The sequence below is a fragment of the Butyrivibrio sp. WCE2006 genome (assembly GCF_000701985.1).
Taxonomy (GTDB): domain Bacteria; phylum Bacillota; class Clostridia; order Lachnospirales; family Lachnospiraceae; genus Butyrivibrio.
The window spans coordinates 387,910-409,054 of sequence record NZ_JNKH01000001.1; the positions used below are offsets into that span (position 1 = coordinate 387,910).

Annotated in this window: 15 protein-coding genes; all 15 read right to left on the reverse strand. The window is 36.7% G+C overall.

The genetic code is table 11. The features are described 5' to 3' along the window. Nucleotides 1-6: 6 nt before the first annotated feature. The 15 genes from T501_RS01685 to T501_RS19775 all read right to left on the reverse strand — a co-directional run bounded on the left by T501_RS01685 (nt 7) and on the right by T501_RS19775 (nt 20,903). Entirely contained in the window at nt 7-3,774 is a 3,768-nt protein-coding gene (locus T501_RS01685; protein WP_050008055.1) for a cache domain-containing protein, read from the reverse strand. A gap of 21 nt (nt 3,775-3,795) precedes the next feature. After that, nucleotides 3,796-4,305 (reverse strand): Gx transporter family protein, encoded by a 510-nt coding sequence (locus tag T501_RS01690; RefSeq protein WP_044912838.1) that lies wholly within the window; start codon nt 4,303-4,305, stop codon nt 3,796-3,798. An 8-nt stretch (nt 4,306-4,313) separates the two neighbouring features. Then, nucleotides 4,314-5,003, reverse strand: a complete 690-nt coding sequence (locus tag T501_RS01695) for a hypothetical protein (protein WP_044912839.1) — start codon at nt 5,001-5,003, stop codon at nt 4,314-4,316. A 33-nt stretch (nt 5,004-5,036) separates the two neighbouring features. Beyond that, nucleotides 5,037-6,617: a PP2C family protein-serine/threonine phosphatase gene (locus T501_RS19765; RefSeq protein ID WP_207641174.1), complete on the reverse strand. Its 1,581-nt coding sequence runs from the start codon at nt 6,615-6,617 to the stop codon at nt 5,037-5,039. Continuing rightward, nucleotides 6,614-7,018: an ATP-binding protein gene (locus T501_RS01705; protein ID WP_044912841.1), complete on the reverse strand. Its 405-nt coding sequence runs from the start codon at nt 7,016-7,018 to the stop codon at nt 6,614-6,616. Before T501_RS01705 ends, T501_RS19765 begins: the two co-directional genes overlap by 4 nt. A 17-nt stretch (nt 7,019-7,035) precedes the next feature. Further along, nucleotides 7,036-8,211 (reverse strand): phosphotransferase, encoded by a 1,176-nt coding sequence (locus T501_RS19770; protein WP_050008057.1) that lies wholly within the window; start codon nt 8,209-8,211, stop codon nt 7,036-7,038. Nucleotides 8,212-8,225: 14 nt separating this feature from the next. Continuing rightward, nucleotides 8,226-11,450, reverse strand: a complete 3,225-nt coding sequence (locus T501_RS01715) for a cellulase family glycosylhydrolase (RefSeq protein ID WP_081842997.1) — start codon at nt 11,448-11,450, stop codon at nt 8,226-8,228. Between the two features lie 94 nt (nt 11,451-11,544). Beyond that, on the reverse strand, nt 11,545-11,844 hold the full coding sequence (locus T501_RS01720) for an STAS domain-containing protein (RefSeq protein ID WP_044912842.1): 300 nt from the start codon (nt 11,842-11,844) through the stop codon (nt 11,545-11,547). Nucleotides 11,845-11,969: 125 nt separating this feature from the next. Further along, a complete protein-coding gene (locus T501_RS01725) occupies nt 11,970-13,760 on the reverse strand; it encodes an ABC transporter ATP-binding protein (RefSeq protein WP_044912844.1) in 1,791 nt (596 codons plus the stop codon). A gap of 2 nt (nt 13,761-13,762) precedes the next feature. Further along, nucleotides 13,763-15,547 (reverse strand): ABC transporter ATP-binding protein, encoded by a 1,785-nt coding sequence (locus T501_RS01730; protein WP_044912845.1) that lies wholly within the window; start codon nt 15,545-15,547, stop codon nt 13,763-13,765. 280 nt (nt 15,548-15,827) lie between these two features. Beyond that, complete coding sequence (locus T501_RS01735) at nt 15,828-16,724, reverse strand: alpha/beta hydrolase (protein ID WP_050008058.1); 897 nt, start codon at nt 16,722-16,724, stop codon at nt 15,828-15,830. Between the two features lie 19 nt (nt 16,725-16,743). After that, nucleotides 16,744-19,200 (reverse strand): AMP-binding protein, encoded by a 2,457-nt coding sequence (locus T501_RS01740; RefSeq protein WP_044912847.1) that lies wholly within the window; start codon nt 19,198-19,200, stop codon nt 16,744-16,746. A 37-nt stretch (nt 19,201-19,237) separates the two neighbouring features. Further along, nucleotides 19,238-19,405: a hypothetical protein gene (locus T501_RS21180; protein ID WP_155994763.1), complete on the reverse strand. Its 168-nt coding sequence runs from the start codon at nt 19,403-19,405 to the stop codon at nt 19,238-19,240. Nucleotides 19,406-19,426: 21 nt separating this feature from the next. Next, on the reverse strand, nt 19,427-19,777 hold the full coding sequence (locus T501_RS01745; RefSeq protein ID WP_044912848.1) for a hypothetical protein: 351 nt from the start codon (nt 19,775-19,777) through the stop codon (nt 19,427-19,429). A 4-nt stretch (nt 19,778-19,781) separates the two neighbouring features. Beyond that, nucleotides 19,782-20,903 carry an alpha/beta hydrolase gene (locus T501_RS19775; protein WP_050008059.1) on the reverse strand — a complete coding sequence of 374 codons (1,122 nt, stop codon included), beginning with the start codon at nt 20,901-20,903 and terminating at the stop codon, nt 19,782-19,784. Nucleotides 20,904-21,145 lie beyond the last annotated feature (242 nt).

Sequence of the window (21,145 nt, forward strand, 5' to 3'; positions counted from 1 at the left end):
GTTCATCTAAGAAGTCTTGTTTATGTCACTAATAATTCTATCATACCATTCAAATATTAAGGCATTTTTTTCTTCAATAACACTTAAATCATTTTCCTTTCCTGCAAACTCCAGATCCTTTGCAAGACTGCTTAATTCTTCTGCACCAATAAGCTTTGCGGAACTCTTAAGTGCATGAAGCTCTATGATATAGTTCTTAATATCCTTCTTTTCATATAATTCTTTTATTCTGTTCTTTTTTATTTCGGCAGTTCTTATAAACATCTGTAGTACCGTGATATATGCATCTATACTGCCGCTTAGAGAAACAGCGGAATCCACATCAAGATAGGACAATTTTTTAAGTTTATTAATGTAATCAATGTTTTCTTTTGAACTTTCATCCATTGTTGTTGAAGGCATAAACTCTATTATATCCTCATCTATAATGGTATCCTTCCTCTTAGTCTGCTCCATGGTCTTTTGTCTTACCTTCTCATCATCAGCTGATACATAGGTGTATTTATAGGGCGGCAGATATTTTGCCAGGAATTTTTCAAGTATCTTTGTATCAACAGGTTTTGACAGATAATCTGCAAATCCGGCAGCAATATATTCTTCCTTTGCGCCAACAACGGCATTAGCTGTAAGAGCGATCACGGTAGTATCCTTACTTAAAAGATCTCTTTCTTTAAGAATGGCAAGGGTTTCTATACCATCCATCATAGGCATCATGTGATCCAAAAAGATAATATCATAGTGCCTTGTACCTGCTTTATCTATGCATTCCTGTCCGCTTGATGCAAAATCAGGTTTTATCTTATTTCTCTTAAGAAGGCTCTTCATTACCGATAAATTCATCTCATTATCATCTACAATAAGTATGTCAGCATCCTGAGCCACAAGGAACTTATCAGTGCTCTCAGCAATGTCTGCCTTAATACTTTCAAAGTCAAACTCTCCTATATCTCTCCAGTCCGTAACCTTTTGCTGGATGACAAATGAAAATTCAGAGCCCTCACCATACACACTCTTAACTTCAAGGTTACTACCCATCATTTTAAGAAGGCTTGTTACGATTGCAATTCCAAGTCCCGTACCTTCAATATTTCTGTTTCTCTTCTCATCAAGTCTTTGAAAAGATGCATGAAGCTTATCGATGTCAGTGTCTTTTATACCTATACCTGTGTCACAGACCTTAACATCAAGAAGAACCTCCTCTTTATTTAAAGGCTTAGCTGACATTTTTAAGGTGACGCTACCCTTTTCAGTATATTTTACGGCGTTGGTAAGAAGATTAAGTATAATCTGTTTTATTCTGAAATCATCCCCATACATACCCTGAGGTATTTTGGGATCAATCTCAAGCTTAAGCTCAAGACTGGTTTTGTTTATACGTGCACTTATCATATTGATAATATCTGCTATAAGTGCTTTTGCTTCATAATTAACAGAAACTATTTCAAGCTTACCTTCCTCAATCTTTGAGAAATCCAGAATACTGTTAATAAGCGAAAGAAGTGTTTTTGATGCGCTTTGAATATTTGCTGAATAGGATTTTATATCATCATTGTCGCACTCCCTTAGAATCATTTCATTCATACCGATTATGGCATTAATAGGGGTCCTTATTTCATGAGACATCATGGCAAGGAAATCACTTTTTGCTTTTCCTGCAGCTATTGCAGCATCTGCAGAATCCTGCAACTGATCATTAACCTGATCCTGCCAGGTTATAAGACTTCCAAGCAGATTCCATATAGCAAAAACACAAACAAGTGATGAGAAAAATGCTATAAGACCATAAACTATTGAACGCCCGTAAATAGTAAAGAAATTGATTACTACAAAAACAGTAAAGTCTGCAATTTTTGTATTTTTCGCGATGATTACTTTAGGTACGTTATCATAATCCTTAAATACTGTTACAGAGCCCTGATCATTATAAGCTTCTTCATAGTTAAGACCTGCGATGTTTGTGGATCTTTTATTTGTCATCTGATAGGTCCCGTGAGGATGATTTATGATGGTTCCCCTGGAATCTGTCAAAAATGCATAACCGGTATCTGTATAGGAATTGCCAAGAATATCAATCAGCTTATCAATGTAAAAATCGATTCCGAATACGCCAAGATAATCCCCTGTTTTTGCATCATTTACCACTTCCGAGAAGGTTATACAATACAGTCCTGTCTGAACATCAATATATGGACTTGAAATATTGAAGCCGGTATCAGAATTTAAAGTATCCATGTACCACTGTCTGTCTTCAATCCTGAAATAATCATCCGGTCTCCATCCGGTATTCATATAAACCGAATGAACAAAGTCCTTGTTGGCAATATAAGAAGCTGAGATCTGTTCATAACAGGAAGTTATTCTGGCGAGATAATCTATAGTTTCCTGAGGATTCTTTAATATATCGGAATTCGTAGAAATATCTGCAACAAACATATCAAGAATGTTTTTTTGTGATAAAGTCCATTCCGTTACCTGGCTTTCATAATTTCCCGCTTTCTCCTGCATGCTGGCAGTACACCAGCGTATAGTCATCCAGCTGATGGATATAACACTTATAAGCATACTCAGACTCATAAGAACAATTATTATTGTTCTGTATTTACTGCTTATCTTCTTTATGCGTTTTACATCCTGTCTGCTGTGTTTCTGATTCTCGCTTTTTACATAATTTGAATAACTGATTATCTGCTGAATACTCTCAGAAAGCTGTTTTGTGGCAGACTGAATACTCTCGAATCTGGCTTCATAGTTCTTATCTTCATCGAAGGTCCTTGAATCAGTATTATTGAGTATCTGGCTAAGAGGAGTTTTCAGATCCCCTGTAATTTCCTGCAGAAAACTGTTTTTGGAATCCAATGCCTCCTGAGCTTTTGCCTCATTATTCTTACTAATAAAATAAAGAATGAAAATAACAAAGAAAATTATGAGATTAAGAACCATTGAAAGTAGTAACCACAGATAATTATTATGGTACAACTCCCAATCATTAATACCGACAATAAGATACCAGCCCGATTCCGTTCCGGTTGCAAAAAGATTGTCATGGGAAAGGCCATTTCTTAGCCTGTAGGAAACAGTCTCATCAGACAGTTTTGCACTCTCAAAAATGCCCATATAATCGGGGAAAGCATCTATGAGTTCACTACCCACGTAGCTTTGTTCGCTACTCCCCGCAATAATACCATCCTCAGTAACAATTACTGAAGTAGTATTATCAGCTATGGACATCTTTTGAATTTTATTCTGAATCTGTGAAAGAGTATAGTCGACAGCAAAAACCGTATCATTATCATCTAAGGAAATAGAAACTGTATAACATATCGCTCCGGTAACAACATCAATATAAGGAGAACTCACATAGGCGTTACCTTTATTTTTGATAGCGCCCTGATACCATGGTCTTGAAGCAGGATCATACTCTTCCTCCTTAAGATCCGGTATTATGTACCAATCATTGCCTGCTGCATAAACATTAAAGCCCACTCCGCCGGTCTCTTTTCTGATTTTATCCTGGGTATCATAGATGAATTTTTCCAGAGCATCTTTGTCCAAGATCAGAGGTTGCGCTTTTATTGCATATTGTGATGTTAAGTTTTTGGCATTTTTTATCCCGTTTTCAAGGTCAGCTCCAATACTTTCAAGCTGATATTTACCTGAACTAATTGTCTCATCGGCAGTTGTTCTGAATACCAAAAGCAGATTGATAGTAGTGACAATTATTAATGTTATAAGAACAAAGATAATAATGCCTGCTGCATGTTTATGCTTTTTCACAGATAAATACCTCAAAGGGTGTTACAGCAGCTTAGAGTTCTTTATATATCCTATCATTGCATTTGCAATGAAACCGTTTAAAAATCCGGTTAGTGCGCCTGCTATCAATAATAATGGCAAATAAAACATGATTCCGGAGGTTTTTACTATAAAAATCGCAATAAGGAGCTGTCCCAGATTATGAGCAAGCCCCCCGCAGATACTTACACCTTTTATATCCAATAGGTCCAGTCGTTTTATAATTACCATCGTTATAAAGCTGATAACAGCACCGGAAATCGAAAACATTATTCCAAACAGAGTTCCAAAGAGGAATCCTGTAAGTATTATCCTCAGAACATTTATGATAATGCCTTCGAATTCTCCATAGCAAAATAACAATAGAACAATTACCATATTGGGGAGTCCGAGCTTCATACCCGGAACACCGCCGAAAAATGGTATTATTGATTCAATATAAGTCAGAATCATTGCATAACAAAGCAATAATCCCAATACACTTATTCTTTTTATTTTAATTGACGTATCCATTCCGAAGCTCAGGCGTGTTTAAGAGCTTTGACGATAGTCATCTCGATAACATTGCTCTTTGTTCCAACAATCACGTCTTCAGCAATACTTGCAACGATGGATTTTTCAAGCTCATCCCACGCTTCCTGAGATGCTTCATTTTCATCACCCTCATCATCAATAGCGTCATTTAGGGATGATTTGTAGTCAGAAAGACACCATGCTGCATTCATGTCGCCTATTCCATCATAGCCGTCATAAATACCCATGCTTCCAAATCCTACATTAACTCCACCGTACTCCTGCTGAAGTCTTGCAACATAATCAAAGTCCATAAGACCTGTTTCGATAATGTCTGCTATTTTGCCCATGAAACCTTTAGCCATAGCATTCTCACCGCTGGAAGAAACAGAAATAAGCTCTTCCTTCTTTTCGAAGTTCATCTCTGTTTTAGCAGTAAGCTTAAGGCAGCAATAATTCTCATATTTCTCAAACCAAAGTAATGCTGAAAAATCCTTTGTGATTTCACCAAGCATCAAAGCTGTTTCTTCAAAAAGCAGCTCCATCTGAAGATGATCTTTATGCCCGAGATTGCATTCTGAAAGGTATCTGGATGCCTTATCAAACTCTGCAGTCATCATTTTATCATAACAGTTAATTACGATCTTTGATGTTTTGAAAATCGGTTCGCCTTCAATTTCCTTATACTTTTTGCCCATATTTTATCTCCTCATAAGTTGTATTTAAAAATATTATATCACATCACTTTTTTCATTTGCTCCATAATATTTTAAGCAAAGCATTGTTATATCATCAAATTGCGGAGCATCTTTAACAAACTGATATATCCTTGTTCTGACTGCATTATCAAGCTCTTTTGGCGTACCGTCCGGATTTTCATTTAATGCAGCCAGCATTCTGTCATTTCCAAATAATTCATTATTGGAATTGGTCGCTTCCGTAACTCCGTCCGTGTAAATATAGATCACGTCGCCCTTTTCAAGATTAATTTCACCGCCCTTGAAAACAAGCCCTTCCATCGTAGCCAAAGGTGGAGAATGTTTTTCTTTAACTATAACAAAGTTACCGTCTGCTTTTCTATAGCAGGGATATTCGTGACCGGCATTTGAATACTTCAGTTTTCCTGTAGAGATAGTCAGTATACCAATCCAGGCAGTTACAAAAAATTCGAGATCGTTTCCTTCACACAACTGGTTATTAACCTTAGCAAGTATCGTATTTGGATTCATTTTTCTGGAATACAATCCCTGATTCTTAATGATAGTTCTTGCAACCATCATAAAAAGTGCAGCCGGAACACCCTTTCCTGAAACATCAGCAATAACTATTGCCAGATGGTCATTGTCAATCATGAAAAAGTCATAAAAATCGCCGCCAACCTCCTTGGCAGGAGTCATTGAAGCGTATATGTCAAATTCTTTTCTCTCAGGAAAGGGAGGAAAAATCCTAGGTAAAATATGCTCCTGTATTCCCGATGCCAAAGCAAGGTCTCTGTCTGCAATCGCTTTTTCTCTTCCCTGCATAACATTGAGAACGCAATACATAAGAAGTATAAAAAGCATTATTACGGCATTTATAATTGAAAGACCATATATTCGTATCGTAAGAACAGATACAATAGTAGGACCAAGTACATATGTAAAAAATGTAATTATCTGATATAGCTGTAAATTCTTTCTCTCAATCACAAGAATTGACAACGTGCATATAATCGAACTAAAGACATACAGCATTGAAAACAGATAAATGCCGGTCCTGTGATAAACTCCTTCACTGTCTACATAGAAGTAAAATTTAAAGAACATATTCAATAATCTTACTGCTACGGAAGTACATAAACCAAATAATTGCAGCTTATTGATAATTCTTAAATGAGGCTTTTCAATATCCAGAAATGTTCTGGTATATTTCCAGAAACAGAAAACCTCAAACGGAGCACACAAATAATAAAGTGTATTATCAAGGAAATTAATAGCACTGTATTTACTTACTCCATCCACCAGCCATGCGATTGAATCAGTAAATACTCCTATATACGCTGCGTTTAAAAGATATAAAAGCCACTTAAGATCCTTACCTGTTTTTTGTACATCTATAAGACAACATATAAAAAGAACATATCCCATCAGCATCGCAAAAACATCGCCGCTGATATTAAAGATGTAAACAGGCTTTAAATTCGCAAAACCTCTTATAAACAGAAACTGAACACTTGTTACAATAAATATTACATAGAAAACCGCAGCCAGAATAGCACGCTGCTTTTGTTCTTTAGTTATAAGTTCCATCAAAATTCCATCCGGTAGTATCAAAGATTTTTAATAATGGTAGTTTTGTTTTTACCATCAACATATTCATACAGTACATCATCCATACTGTTCTTGACCATATAAATACCAAGTCCGCCGATTTTTCTCTCCTCTGCAGACAAAGTAACATCAGGATCTTCCTTGGCAAGAGGATCATAATGAATTCCACTGTCAATAAGTGTGATAACAGCCCTGTTCTTGTCATCTACATCAAAAGTAATCTCAGCTTTACCAACCTTGTCTCTATACGCGTAGTGGGCAATATTTACATAAAGTTCCTCAACTGCCATATCGATTTTCATCTGGTCTTTCATTTTACATTCTGCAACCACAAGCTCTGAATCTATAAATTCCAGCACCTGAGGAAGATTTTCAACTTTTGCATCAATTACAATTTCTTTCATATGCCATATCCTTTGAATCAAAAGTTTAAGGTATCAGTTACATCTAAAAGTTCAAAAAGCTCCTTCTTCCAGAACTCAATCTTCTTTATTCCCTGTTCATTTTCAAGAGCACCTCTGCGTATGGATCGTCTTATAAGTCTTGTATAACCGATTATTCTGGCTTTATCGATGACCTCATTGATTTTATTCTCATCTTCTGTTTCAAGATATTTTGCAAGTACCTTCTTATAAAATCTATCAGCAGTGTCAAAATCATATCCAAGGAAATCTAATATTGAATCCTTATCTAATTCGTAAAAACCGACAAAAGCATTATAAATTGATCCAAATTCAAAAATCGGATGACCTACAGCCAAAGTATCCATATCAATAAGAATTACTTCATCATTTTGAAACTCAACGTTATTTGTATGGTAATCTCCATGAATCATAAAATCAGTATCCGGCACAGCTTCAACCAGAGCTTTAAGCTTTTGGTAATGCGCATCATCAATATAATCTTTGGTAAAATCCACCCATTTAAGAACTGTATCCTTTATTCTGGGCAGTTTTCCGGGAGCAACTTCTGTAGAATGGATTTTTTTCAAAAGATCTGCAAACTCATCAACGCACCAGTCAAATTTGTCCGGTTCGCTGGCGATTATTGAAGAAAAACTCTTAGCGTTTAGAAGCTCAAAAACAGACCCATAGCTGTCCCCAACCTTCACAACGTCGTAGGATATCGCCGTAGGAATACCAAGAACAAGTGCAAGTCTTGCAACTTCGCGTTCATGATGTATATCATCAAGAGCATTTGGATCGTTGTACACTTTTACGACATTATCCTTATCAATCCTGTAAAGGGTTCCGTTTGCTCCTTTTCCTATAACTTCACATCCTTCTACGTTCACCTGCTTATATGCCTTTTCGACAGTCATCATTTGATTGAAACCTGTCATATCAAGTATTTCATATATCTCAGACCCTACATTTATCATCTTTATATTTTTATGTTTCTTGATAATATGCAGTATCACACGGAGTCCTGCACTTGAGATATATTCAAGTTCTCCGGCATCAATTATTACATCTCCATCGTCCGGCACTGACTCTTTAATCACCGCATCAAATTCAGGAGCATTTGTTGAATCAATTCTTCCCTTTAAAAGCACCTTTATACAATTTTCAATTTTTTCTACTCTTACTTCTTCCATATAAGACACCTTTTTTATCGTTTTGTGGTTCTGGCAATTCTATACGCTATGTTCTGCCATAAATGTTCCAAAAGTCCATAATCCTTTACAAGCGATTGAGGAAGAGACGGAACCCTGTCATATAAAATTTCCAGATACTCAAGTTCACTGTCACCAAAGTCAAGTATTTCCATAGAATGAGTGCATTTATCACCGTTTTTAGATATTCGCATTCCTGTAACAGCGCCTTTAAGTTCGGCAGCATAATGTCCTGTATCTATATGTATATTAACTGCTTTTCCAACAGGAATGCGCTCATTACCATCAAAAAAAGCTTCAATGTGATGCTCAGTCAGAAGCGTTGTAACTCCGGAGAATTTTTTACCTTTACCCTCGCCATGAGCTATATCGACATCTACAAATTCAGGATAAATAACATTTACGACTTCTCCGTCATAGTCTCTGCCATCTATCAGGAACAGCGCCATGATCAGATAATACAGATTTCGTATTATCCAAAAAGCCAAAATGGCAAGTCCGATAGTCTGTGTTTTATCAAATATAATTATTATCCTGACAAGTCCAATAACAGAAAGAACAACTAAAATTATAAAAGGAAGCATCTCTTTTATATTTCTTTGCCTTTTTTGTACTTTCTTCGATTTATCCGTAACCTTAAAGGTCTTAAGGCTTATTCCCAATGATTCCTTTAAAATAGGGAATAACAAATGCGGCATTACACTTGTTTCATAAATACCACTCCATTTTGTCGAAATGGCATTTCCACTGATTACTCTAAGCGATGCATCCTGAAGCAAATGCATAGGTAACCAGAAAAGCAACAGCTCCAGCCAGTTACAATGAAGCACCGGGATCGCAAATGTTGCAAATAAGAGCGGAGAAATAATATAAATAAAATTCTTTAATGGTGAATACCAGTAAATTACAGCACTAATATAACTGAGTTTCTGTGCCAATGAAAGATTTCTGTTTCTCCATATTTTTAGCTTTTTAGCAGTTACAATAACACCTCTGCCCCATCTTGATCTTTGCTGTATATGTTCTTTATATGTGTGTGGAGTCTGACCACTCGCAAGCGGCTCAGGCAATGCAAGGCTTACGAATCCTGCGGCTTCTATGAGAAGTCCTGTTGCAAAGTCTTCAGTAATGGATTCTGTGTAAAAGCCTCCGATAGCTTCCAATGCTTCTCTGCTTAAAATTGTATTGGAACCACCATAAATAACACTGTTGGTAGAAGTTTTTGATACTTCAATTGTTCTATAGAAAAAGTCCTGTTCATTTGGAGCTCTTCTCTCAGAATACAATGCATGCTGAAAAACATCTGGGTCGTAAAAACATTGAGGCGTCTGTAACAGTCCAAGCTTTATCTCTTTTTCTTCGGTCCTTCTCTCATTTCTTTTTTTTGCATCCACAAAATATGGAATAGTCTTTAAAAGGAAGTTACTCTTAACTATCATGTCAGCATCAAGTGTAACTATATAAGGCGAACTGGTCTTTGAAAGAGCATTATTCAAATTACCCGCCTTTGCCCCTTTGTTATCAGGTCTGTCAAAATAGCCGACTCCCATGGTTTCTGCCAGTTCACGCATTTCTTTCCTTCGATTATCATCACAAACATAAACATGAACTTTGCTTTTGTCCGGATAACGCAGATGATTACAACCATTAATGGTTTTACGAAGAAGCTCCGTTGGTTCATTATATGTAGCAATAAAAATATCCACATCTGGATATTCATCATCTTCAATCTCAGGAAGCGGATGATATTTAAGTCCTAAAAGGTTAGAGAACAATAATATGGATTCAATAAAACCAACTATTTCAACAATCAATAAAAGAATGTTGGCAATAACCGGAATGATTCCATATTGGTATGGGATTGAAAACAAAGTTCTCCAACAAAGATATATTAATGTGAAGTAAGCACTTAAAATAATAAGTCCTTTTAAAATAAAATAATAATATCCGCGTGTTCTTGATATTTCACCAATCTCACTTTTGTTAAACAGATCATAATAAGTAAGATTATCCTTCTTATTGATCTTTCTGTTTAAGAATCTCAAAATCAATATAACTATAATGAATAATGCACTGGAATAAGCCATCATAGAATATTGTTTTAGTGAATCATATGCGCGTTTTCCAAGAGAGTTTGTGGTAATAGCAAATCTTTTCTCGCTTGAAGTAAGTTCAACTATATCAGCAGGAGTATTAATACTATCGGGAGAAGATCCCTTTACAAGCTCCATTACCCATTTTCCTGCAACAGTCAGCTCATTGTTACTAATAGAATTATCATAATTTCTATCATATTTAAGTATTGCTGAGGTTTCGCTCTTATCTGATAAACTCCATACAGCATAACTGATAGAGTTCTCATTCAAATAGTTGAACCATTTTTTGGCAGATCTAAAATCAATTATTCCATCACCGGAAGCTTCACTTATTCCACATTCAGTAATAAACACCGGGAGACCGGAGTCTACAGCATTTTTAAGTTCATCCATAAGATCCTGATTATGAGATGCCGCATAAAAATGCAGAGTATACATTATGTTGTCGAATTCAATCGGTCTATTAATAGCAGGAAGAAGGTCCCTGTCATAATTAGGGGTTCCAACTATAATTACTGAGTCAGGGATGTTTTTTCTGATTACAGGAATTATTTCATTGCTATATTCAACGATATCTTCCCACTCAGTATCACCATTTGGCTCATTGCAGATTTCAAATATAAGATTGGGATACTCAGAGTACTCTGAAGAGATTATTTCAAAAAATTCTCTGGCCTGCTCCTTATTGATGTTTGGATTATAATCATTAAGGATATGCCAGTCCACAAGAACATACATATCAGCGGCAATAGCCGCTGATATACCTTTTTTCATAAGTCTAAGACTATCGTCCTTTTCACCTGAGCAATATTCTTCAGAATACATTGCTAATCTGATAAAGCCAACGTTCCATTTATCGGAAATTTGAGCGAACAAATCTTCATTGATGATATCAGGATACCAAGTAAGACCATGAGTACTTAATCCTCGCAGCTGTACCGGAGTTCCATTTTCATCAACCAGATTTTTTCCATCAACATGAAGTCTGCCATTTACAGATGGTCTTGCTGTATAGGCAGTTTCGTTTTTAGCTTTAACAGTATTGTTCCTTGGCAATAAATTAAGAAGTAATAAAAATATCACCAAAAAAAAGCATACTATCCTTCTATGGTGAAAATAACGCATAATGCCCCCTCAAGCTATGAGCGATTACATTCCCTTATATATTAATTAGCAGGATAACAGAGTTATCCTGCTAATCAGAACATACATATAAACTTTATTCAATAGAAAGAATATCTGAAAAACCTGTTACTTCAAATATCTCATTTACTTCTTCAGAAACATTCTTAACAACCATTTTACCCTGTTTATTCATGGTCTTTTGAGAGGAAAGAAGAACACGAAGACCGGCACTGGAAATATACTCTAAACTTGAAAGATCAAATACAAGGTCTTCTACACCAGGAAGTGCAGCCTTAAGTTCTTCTTCAAGTGTAGGAGCAGTTGTCGTATCAAGTCTTCCTTCAAGTGTAACTACCAGATTTTTATCGTTTAAATCCTTTTTAATGTTTAGCATGTACAATAACCTCCTCACAAAGTTTTGCAACTTATTTATTTAATATTCTTTTTTATTGTACACTATTACGACAATAAATGTATGAAGTTTATAATTTTTTTAAAATATTTTTAATTTTATAATCATCACACAGCTTTTCCTTCTATATCTTCTATCTGAGCGGTGTAAAGATGGTAATAATCACCTCTTTTAGCCATAAGTTCCTCATGAGTTCCACACTCAGTTATTCCACCGTTACTAATGTACATAATCTTATCGCAGCCGGTGATGGTAGATAATCTGTGAGCGATGATAAAGCTGGTTCTTCCTGCAAGCATGGCGTTTAATCCTCTTTGCAAATCTTTTTCTGTCTGTACATCAATACTTGAAGTTGCCTCATCAAGAACAAGAATTGCAGGATCTGACAGAAGCGTTCTTGCAAATGATATAAGCTGCTTTTGTCCTTGTGACAGAAGTGCTCCTCGTTCCTTAACCTCCGTATCATATCCCTTACTCATATTTCTGATAAAGGAATCAGCACACACAGTTTCAGAGGCCTTAAATATCTCTTTGGAAGTGGCATCCAGCTTACCATATCGTATATTATCCTCTATCGTGCCAGAGAATATAAAGCTGTCCTGAAGCATTATACCCATCTGTTCGCGCAGGGACTTAAGAGTAACCTTTGAAATATCCTGGCCATCAATAAGTATTTTTCCGCTGTCTACATTGTAGAATCTTGAAATAAGGCTTACTATAGTACTCTTTCCGGCACCTGTAGGACCTACAAGAGCTACACTCTCACCGGGTTCTACAGTAAATGATACATTATGAAGAACCTCTTCTCCCTTCTCGTACGAGAATGATACATTCTGAAATTCCACCTTTCCTTCGAGAGGTTTCATTTTTATTGCATCAGGCTCATCCTTAACAGTCACCGGCTCATCCATGGTCTCAAAAATTCTCTCAAGATAAGCTATGTTATTAATAAATCCGTTAAAGATATTTCCAAGGTTCATGATAGGCTGCCAGAATCTTGATGCATAACTGCTTATTGCAACTATGGTTCCCAATGTCTGATTGCCACCTGCAAAGATAACAAGTCCGAAGAAATAAATTGCCGCTCTTACGAAGACAGAAATCGTATCTATTCCGGGCCACACCAAAGTGCTGTAAAATATTGCTCTCATCCAGGTCTTTTTACAATCTCCCGAAAGTTCTTTGAAAATCCTGGCATTCTCATCTTCTCTCGCAAATATCTGTGTTATTCTTGCACCTACTATGTTTTCCTGAAGATAAGCATTCAGGTTTGAATTTTTGTTTGAAACCATCTGCCATGCTTTTCTCTGCTTATCCTTTATCCAGAACATAAAAATCATAAGCACCGGTACACCGGCAAGAACAACAAGGCTGAGCTGTACATCCACAGCCAGCATAAAAACAACAATGAAGATCAGGTTCAATATCTCAAGCACAACATTGATAAGTCCGTTACTAAGCATATCTGATACTGAATTTACATAATTCACAACTCGTACAAGTATCTTGCCATGCGGTCTGTCATCATAATACTGAAATGGCAGCTTCTGAAGATGTACATAAAGATCATGTCTGATCTGATAAATAATATCCTGGCTGACATTTACCATGATCCTGGATCTTATTGTTGAAAACAAAATACTAAGACCATAGAAAACAACGGAAATCCCAACTAAAGAAAACAGTAATGTTTTGTTGTTTTCAGGTATGGCAACATCAAGTGCATTTCTTACAAGAACAGGGTTAACAAGCGCTGTTATTCCTGCTACAGCTGACATAAGAAATGCGATTATCATTTTTACCAAATGCTTTTTTATATATCCTGAAGCTCTGAGTAAGTGCTTAATGTCAAAGGGCTCCTCAAGTATTTCATCCTGTTTATAAGTATTTCTGGCCATATTTATGCTCCCATCTGCAGCTTTACAAGATCTGCGTAATATCCACCCTTTTTAATAAGTTCCTCATGTGTTCCGCGCTCAGTTATTTCACCATGCTGCATTATGAGAATCTGATCTGCATTCTTGGTGGTAGAAATTCTCTGTGCAATGATAATCTTGGTGCATTGAAAATCAAGATTATCAAGACTTTCCTGTATTGCCTTCTCCGTTTCAAGATCCACAGCTGATGTTGTATCATCAAGTATCAGAATTGAAGGTCTTACTGCCAGTGCTCTGGCAAGTGAGATTCTCTGTTTCTGACCACCTGACAAGCCCACGCCTCGCTCACCGACTATAGTTTCATAGCCTTCAGGCATTTTTGCTATAAAGTCTGAAGCCTGTGAATATCTTGCGAACTTAAGCACATCTTCCCTACTGAGGAACTGATCGCCATAAGCAATATTTCCGTCAATAGTATCTGAGTACAAAAGTACATCCTGAGTTGCAAGTCCAATGTTCTTACGCAGCTGATGAAGCTGAATATCCTGTACATTTACTCCATCAATTAAGACCTTTCCTTCAGTCGGTTCGTAGAATCTTGGAATAAGATGTATAAGTGATGTTTTTCCGCAGCCTGTTTCACCCATAATGGCTATTGTCTGACCGGGTTTTGCGGTAAAGGATATATGCTTTAGAACAGGAAGCTTTCCATCCGAATACATAAAGCTCACATCCTTGAACTCAACCTTTCCTTCGAATCTGTTAGGCATAAGTGCAGTATATTCCTTATCTACTATTTCAGGCTCTGAGTAGTAGATTTCCATAACCTTAACTGCTGCTGCTGAAAATCTCTGAAATTCATTCATAACGTTTCCAAGCTGTCTCATGGGATTGGCTATTGCCCAAATAAGTCCGGAAAATGCGACAAATTCGCCCATGGTCATCTCAGAGTTGATAAGAAACAGTCCACCTATTAAAAGGAGTATAACCGGCAGCAGGTTTGCCAGTGTTTCAACTATCGGGAAATATTTAAGCCATATATTTGCTGTTTTCTTATTGGTATCCCTGTAATCTTTGTTACATTCATCAAACTGTTTAATCTCATAATCTTCTCTTGCAAAAGCTTTTACTACCCTGTTACCGGATATGTTTTCCTGTGCCATGGTATTCATTCCGGCAAGCTTTTCACGAAGAAGTGCATGCATGGGTGCAACCTGAGTCTTAAACATTATTATTATGACAAAGATAAGCGGAGCTACAGCCAGCAGGCAGAGCGCCATCTTCCAGTTCATAAAAAGGAAATATATTCCGACAGCGCTTATAAGAGAAACGGCTTCTATTACCATTCTCATAACCCACGCTACCATATGTCTTACAGCATCAAGGTCACCCGTTACTCTTGTCATCAGGTCACCTGTTCTGTAGGTGCTGTAAAACTTCATGTCCTGTCTTTGGATTTTGTCATAGAGGAAATTCCTGACTCTGAAAAGAACCCCCTGTGATACCTTTTCATAACCATAACAATCGATGTAAACCAGAATACATCTCAAAATAGTAAAGCCAACCATCATAAACAGTAATCTGTAAAATTCATCCGGATGGGAATTAAAATTAGCTCTTGCCTCCTGTCCGGTAAGAAATTTATCTACTATTTGTGACGAAAAATAAGGAACAGTAAGCTGCATCATGTTATAAACTACTGTTCCCAAAAGGCACATCACATAAATAAATCTGTACCCTTCCATATTATCCCAAAGCCATTGCAGCCTTGTTCGTGGAAATTTCCACTCATTGCCATTTGTTTTCATAATTTTTGCTCTCCCCATTTTTTATATTTAAAAAGATATAAGCAATATAATAGTTGGAAATTATATAATTTCCAACCATTAATTGCTTATATTTTCATTTTTTTTTGCTAATTATTAAATTTGATTTTTTGATTGAATTATCAACTGTTAACAACTGCCTTATTTCACAGTTTTTATTAAAAATCACCGATTCCATAACAGATTCTTTCAGGCCATCCTAAAACCATATCATCTTCTTTAACGTTTTCATAAATTCTTATATCCATCTTCCCCTCATTCACTACTTTCTCAGATTCAAAGTCCACTTTTTTATTTTTGATAAAGTTTCTGCGCTTTCAGGTAAAAGTGGCAGCATTGAAATAAATGCATGCTTTAAATGATTAGCATTTTTGAAATAAACTAGCTCATGCATATGATTTTCACGTTTTAATTTTTTGGCGAATTTCAAAGAATAACGTTTTAGAAAATCCCCGCTGCTGGTGATAAGAAATATGGGCGGCAGTGCAGACATAATCTCTTCATTATTTGGGTTCATAAGCTTCATAAAGCTCTTATCTTTAACCCTTTTTCCGTATAAATCATCTTTGTACACCATTCCGATGGGATCATTAAGGGTTGTATAGAGCATTCCACTTATGCATATAAGCCCTTTAACCCTGCAGAACCTATCAGGTTTATAAATGATTCCTGAAAAAATATCAGAGTTTGCAACAACACTGGCATACAAAGAAAGGAAAGCTCCCGCGCTTTCACCTATCAAAAATACATTATTAATGTCACCACCAAATTCTTCAGCACAATCAGTAACAAATTTAATAGCTGAGCAGACATCCGATATTTCTCCGATTGCATCAGCTTCATCAATAAGTCGATAATCTATTGAAAAAACCAAATATCCTATTTTCGCTAAAATCTCACAGAATAATCGGTTGAATTTTCTGTTTCCAATAAAAAGTCCCCCACCATGAGCAAAAATAACTATTGGAAGCTCAGATATATACCGCCCTTTAGGGCGGTATATATCTGCAAACAGTTTATTACCATCAATTCCAAGATATTCACGGTCAAAAACTTCTTCAAGGTCGACAGGAATATTTACATTCTCATCAATAACATTCGAAACATGGCTAGAATGACTTCTTGCATTTTTCATCAAATGTGCAAGAACCGGATTCATAAATAAAATACCTCAAATATTAATCTTCATAGTATTTGTTAAAATCAGATGCATTAAATAACTTACTCAGAATATCAGTAATAGAAGGATTATTCATCATGCTTCCGCCATTATATCCACCAGCATTAGGATTTTGCTGATACCCCATATCAGACATCTGGTTATTAGCGCATCCCATGCCTTGCGGCATCATATTATTGGCGCATCCCATACCACCCTGTGGCATCATACTATTAGCACATCCCATACCACCCTGTGGCATCATATTATTGGCGCATCCCATACCACCTTGCGGCATACGATTATTTGTACACCCCGCACAATTACGTGGAATCTGAACACAACCCATATAAGGCTGAACAAATTCTCCTTGCGGCATAAAGTTATAGCCATTTCCTGGTTGTACCAAATTGCCTGATGAATACATTTGGTTAATAATATGCCCTTGCTGGATAGCCATGTTCTGAATAAGCTGTATCAGACGCTGAAGGTCAATTTCTCCCGGAATAAAATCACAAGGCATTCCCATTCCGGATGCACCCATACCGGGCATACCCATTCCCGGATGGTTATTCATGTTACTCATTTTCTTAAAGAACCTTTTAGCAGCCTTGGCATCATTTCTCAGTTCTTCAGGAACAGTATGAATATGTCCGAAACCAAACTCATATGGTCTTATTTTGAAATCAACTACTTTTCCGCCTCGTCTCACAGGCTTAATTACATATTCCTCGCCCTTGATATTATTTTGTATTATCTGATACACATCAACTTTTCCGGCATCATTTAAAGGAACATTGTCACATATTGAAAGAATTCCAGGAATGTTAGTATCCTCTAATAAATTCTTACTAATAAATACATCGATAAGCGCATCTATAATTGTTTCCTTTGCTTTCTCGCCACTATTTCCAGTCTTTACATATAGTACCGGAACTGTATCGTGAAGCAGCTTGTCATATTTAGGGACAAGTCCGCAGGCTTCAATTCCTTTTTCAGCGCTAAAAGCAGTTTCTATTAGTCCTGCATCAAATCTGATACCTTCATTATTAACAAAGAACTTATTCATTCTTCCGATGCAATTTAAACTACCGTCTTCGTTTACTCTTACAAGATCAAAAGTATTTAAATATTTATCACCATCTATCTCTTCAAGCTCAAAAAATTCTATCCCATTTAAAACACCATTACTTACAGATGGTGAGGCCAAATAAAGGACTCCTGTCCTTTGCCCATCTTCAAGGTTATAGAATTTTTCTTCTTTTTCATCAAATATCTTTACCTTTATTCCAGGCAAAGGATATCCCATGGAATCATCATTTCTTTCAGGAGAAGAAAGAATTGCCGCACCACCTATTTCAGTTGCACCATAGCCAATTGAAACTTTTGCGTCAGAACCACATTTCTTTAAAACTGAATTACACTTTTTCCTCTTTTCAGCAGAAAGATATGCGCCTCCAATAAAAACAAACTCAAGAGAAGACAAATCGATCTTAAATGGTAGTTTGTTAAGCAAATCAAACGCCATAGGTGCTGTAAACAGGACATTGATTTCATACTGCTTAATATATGTAAGTAGCTGTGGTCCTCTGGCACCATCAGCAAGCATGACAACACATCCGCCGAAAGAAAATGGTAAATGAACCATATCCATCAATCCATATGCCGCAGTAGGTTCCATCGAAAGAATTGTGGTAATAGGTTTTTTGAATTTTTGAAACCATTCACAGCGAAGAAGTCTTGCGGCAGATTCATTTATTCCTCTGTCAGATAAAGGAACAGGCTTATGTATACCATTAGTTGTTCCCGAAGTATGCATTACAAGCGCATCATCACGTAATGCGTCCTTCCCGTAATGGATAGGCATAGCCTCATATTTTTTTAGAAGATCAGGCATAAAAAGGACACCTTTTACCTGCTTCAGCATCCTGTATTCAATCTTATGCTGTTCTGCCATTTGATTTAGTCCATTTGTCTTCTTTTGGCTGGTATGAAGAACAATAATATTTCTTATTCCTAACCTCTTTTTTGAAGATACGACATCTTCCAACAGCTTTACATCAATCTTCCTGTCACATAATATAAGATCCGTTATGCCTTCTTTTTCAATCATCTTATCAAAGCGACCGGTTTCCAAAAAGTCAAGATAATGAAGCATTGATACTATAGCTCCGGTCATATTAAGAGCATAAAAGGAAAATATCGCTTCTGTAGAAAAGCCGGGCAGAATCCCTACACAGGAATTGTTTTCATCAGTCATGCCCAAAGCAGAAAAAACTTCTGCATACATATCAAAGCGCCTGAACATCTGTCTATATGAATAATTTCTATAATCATTTCTGATAGCCAGAGCATCGAGATGTTCATCATCAAATGAATTTAATTCCTTTATAAAACTCCATGCCTTTTGCTCAATGATCTTAGTACTATCGATTCTCTTTTTTATTTTCTCCGGAAACTTTAATTCATATGCCATTTTCTCTTCTCCATGTTTTTAGCCTAAAAGAGTTAATTTATAAACAACCCCTACCCTGAATAGGTCCCATAAGTGCATGGGGGCGTCTATTATGTCTATGAGGTCCCCCACGTCTTTTTACATGTCCGGCAAAAGGAATAGGCGCACAGCCTCTACCTGCCAGACCTATTGCATGTTTAAGTGCACGGTTTTTTCTTCCAAACATAATTATTTCTCCTTCCAAAAATCAATCATCATCATCGTCATCGTCGTCATCATCATCATTTGCCTGTGGCTGACTTCCAAATGGCATCATACCGCAGCCTCTTCCCTGTGCAGGTGCCTGAGACATGAAATTGCAGCCTCTTTGTTGCTGTGGCATCTGAGGTGGTATTCCACAACCTGCCTGTTGCTGTGGCATTTGAGGCAGCATTCCACAACCTCTCTGCTGCTGTGGCATTTGAGGCGGCATTCCACAACCTCTCTGCTGCATTGGCATCTGTGGCAACATTCCGCATCCTCTCTGCTGCATTGGCATCTGCGGCATCATGTTGCACCCCCTTCCGGGCATAAGTAAACTAAATATTCCTGGAATCATTGTTTTAAGCCTCCTTCTTATTTTTTGACCTATTTACGGTACTTGTTGTTCTCTTTCTTGGTATTCTGGATTTTGTTGCAGCTTTATTTGCCTCTTTCCTTTCGCCAGTCTTTGACTCTTCTTTCTTAGTTTTTTCAGTAATCTTTTGCTTCTTTGCATTTTCAGTCTCTTTTAGTTCATCTATTCTTTCTTTTGCTTTTTGCTCAAACCAATCAAGCATCTTATCGAGTGCATCTTTGCTCTTTTTCGATAATGGCTGCAGCATTACAAAAGCATGTCCCAGCTCTTCATCTCCATAGTAAATAAGCTTTGTTTTCTTGCCGGCTTTTTTTAATTTCTTATGGTACATTAATGTGTAATTATTGAGGAAATCACCCCTGCTGGTTACAAAAAATGCAGGCGGCAGATTATCAACTATTTCACTGTTCTCAGGATCCATATATTTCAAGAATTTCTTATCTGTAATTTTGTCACCATAGAATTGTTCAGATAAGAAAAAGCCTATAGGGTCAGGTCTGTTGGTATAGAACATTCCGGATACAAGTCCCAGTGCAGCAAATCGCATTCTTGTAGGTTCATATCCTATGGCGTCCTGAAGCTTTTTTGATTCTTTCATTGCTGCTACATAAATTGCAAGGTATGCACCTGCACTTTCTGCAGCTAAAAAGACTCTTCCAAAATCAACATCAAAATCAACAAGCTTTCTTCCTATAAGATCCATTCCGGCACAAACATCATCAAGCTGCTGTGCTGAATTTGCCCTTGGTGCCAGGCGATACTCTATAGAAAAAACCAGATAACCGTATCCCGCAAGAACTCTGCCAAAAACTCTGGACATTTTCCTGTCACCCAAAACCAACCCACCGCCATGAATGTAAACAATTACTGGCAGTTCCTGACCATCAGGTACTATAGGTTTAAAAATATCCATAGCTAAAGGAACTTCGCTTCTGTTCATGTAAGGATTATTCAATATCTCTTCAACTTCATATTTAGAATCGATATTCTCCACTTTTTGAGCTTTATCAATTGCTTTTTGCAATTGCCTTCCCTGTATGTTTTCAAGCGCCATTCTCAAAAATTCACGTTTTAAGCAGCCCAAAAAATCATTATTCGTTGTCTGCATAGTTGTATCCTCCAAAAACATATAGAAGCAAATACGATTCCCGTTTTTCTGAGGAAAAACAGGAATCTATGATATATCCTTATTCCACTAAATACATTGTACAAGAATAATTTGGCAAATATACACATTAACCAAATTGTTAATGTATATTTAATGGAATTTAGTAAATTTACATAAATTTTTCGTAATCCAACGGAATTTACTATATGATAAAAAAGCATGTTGCTTGCAAGATGCTCGCG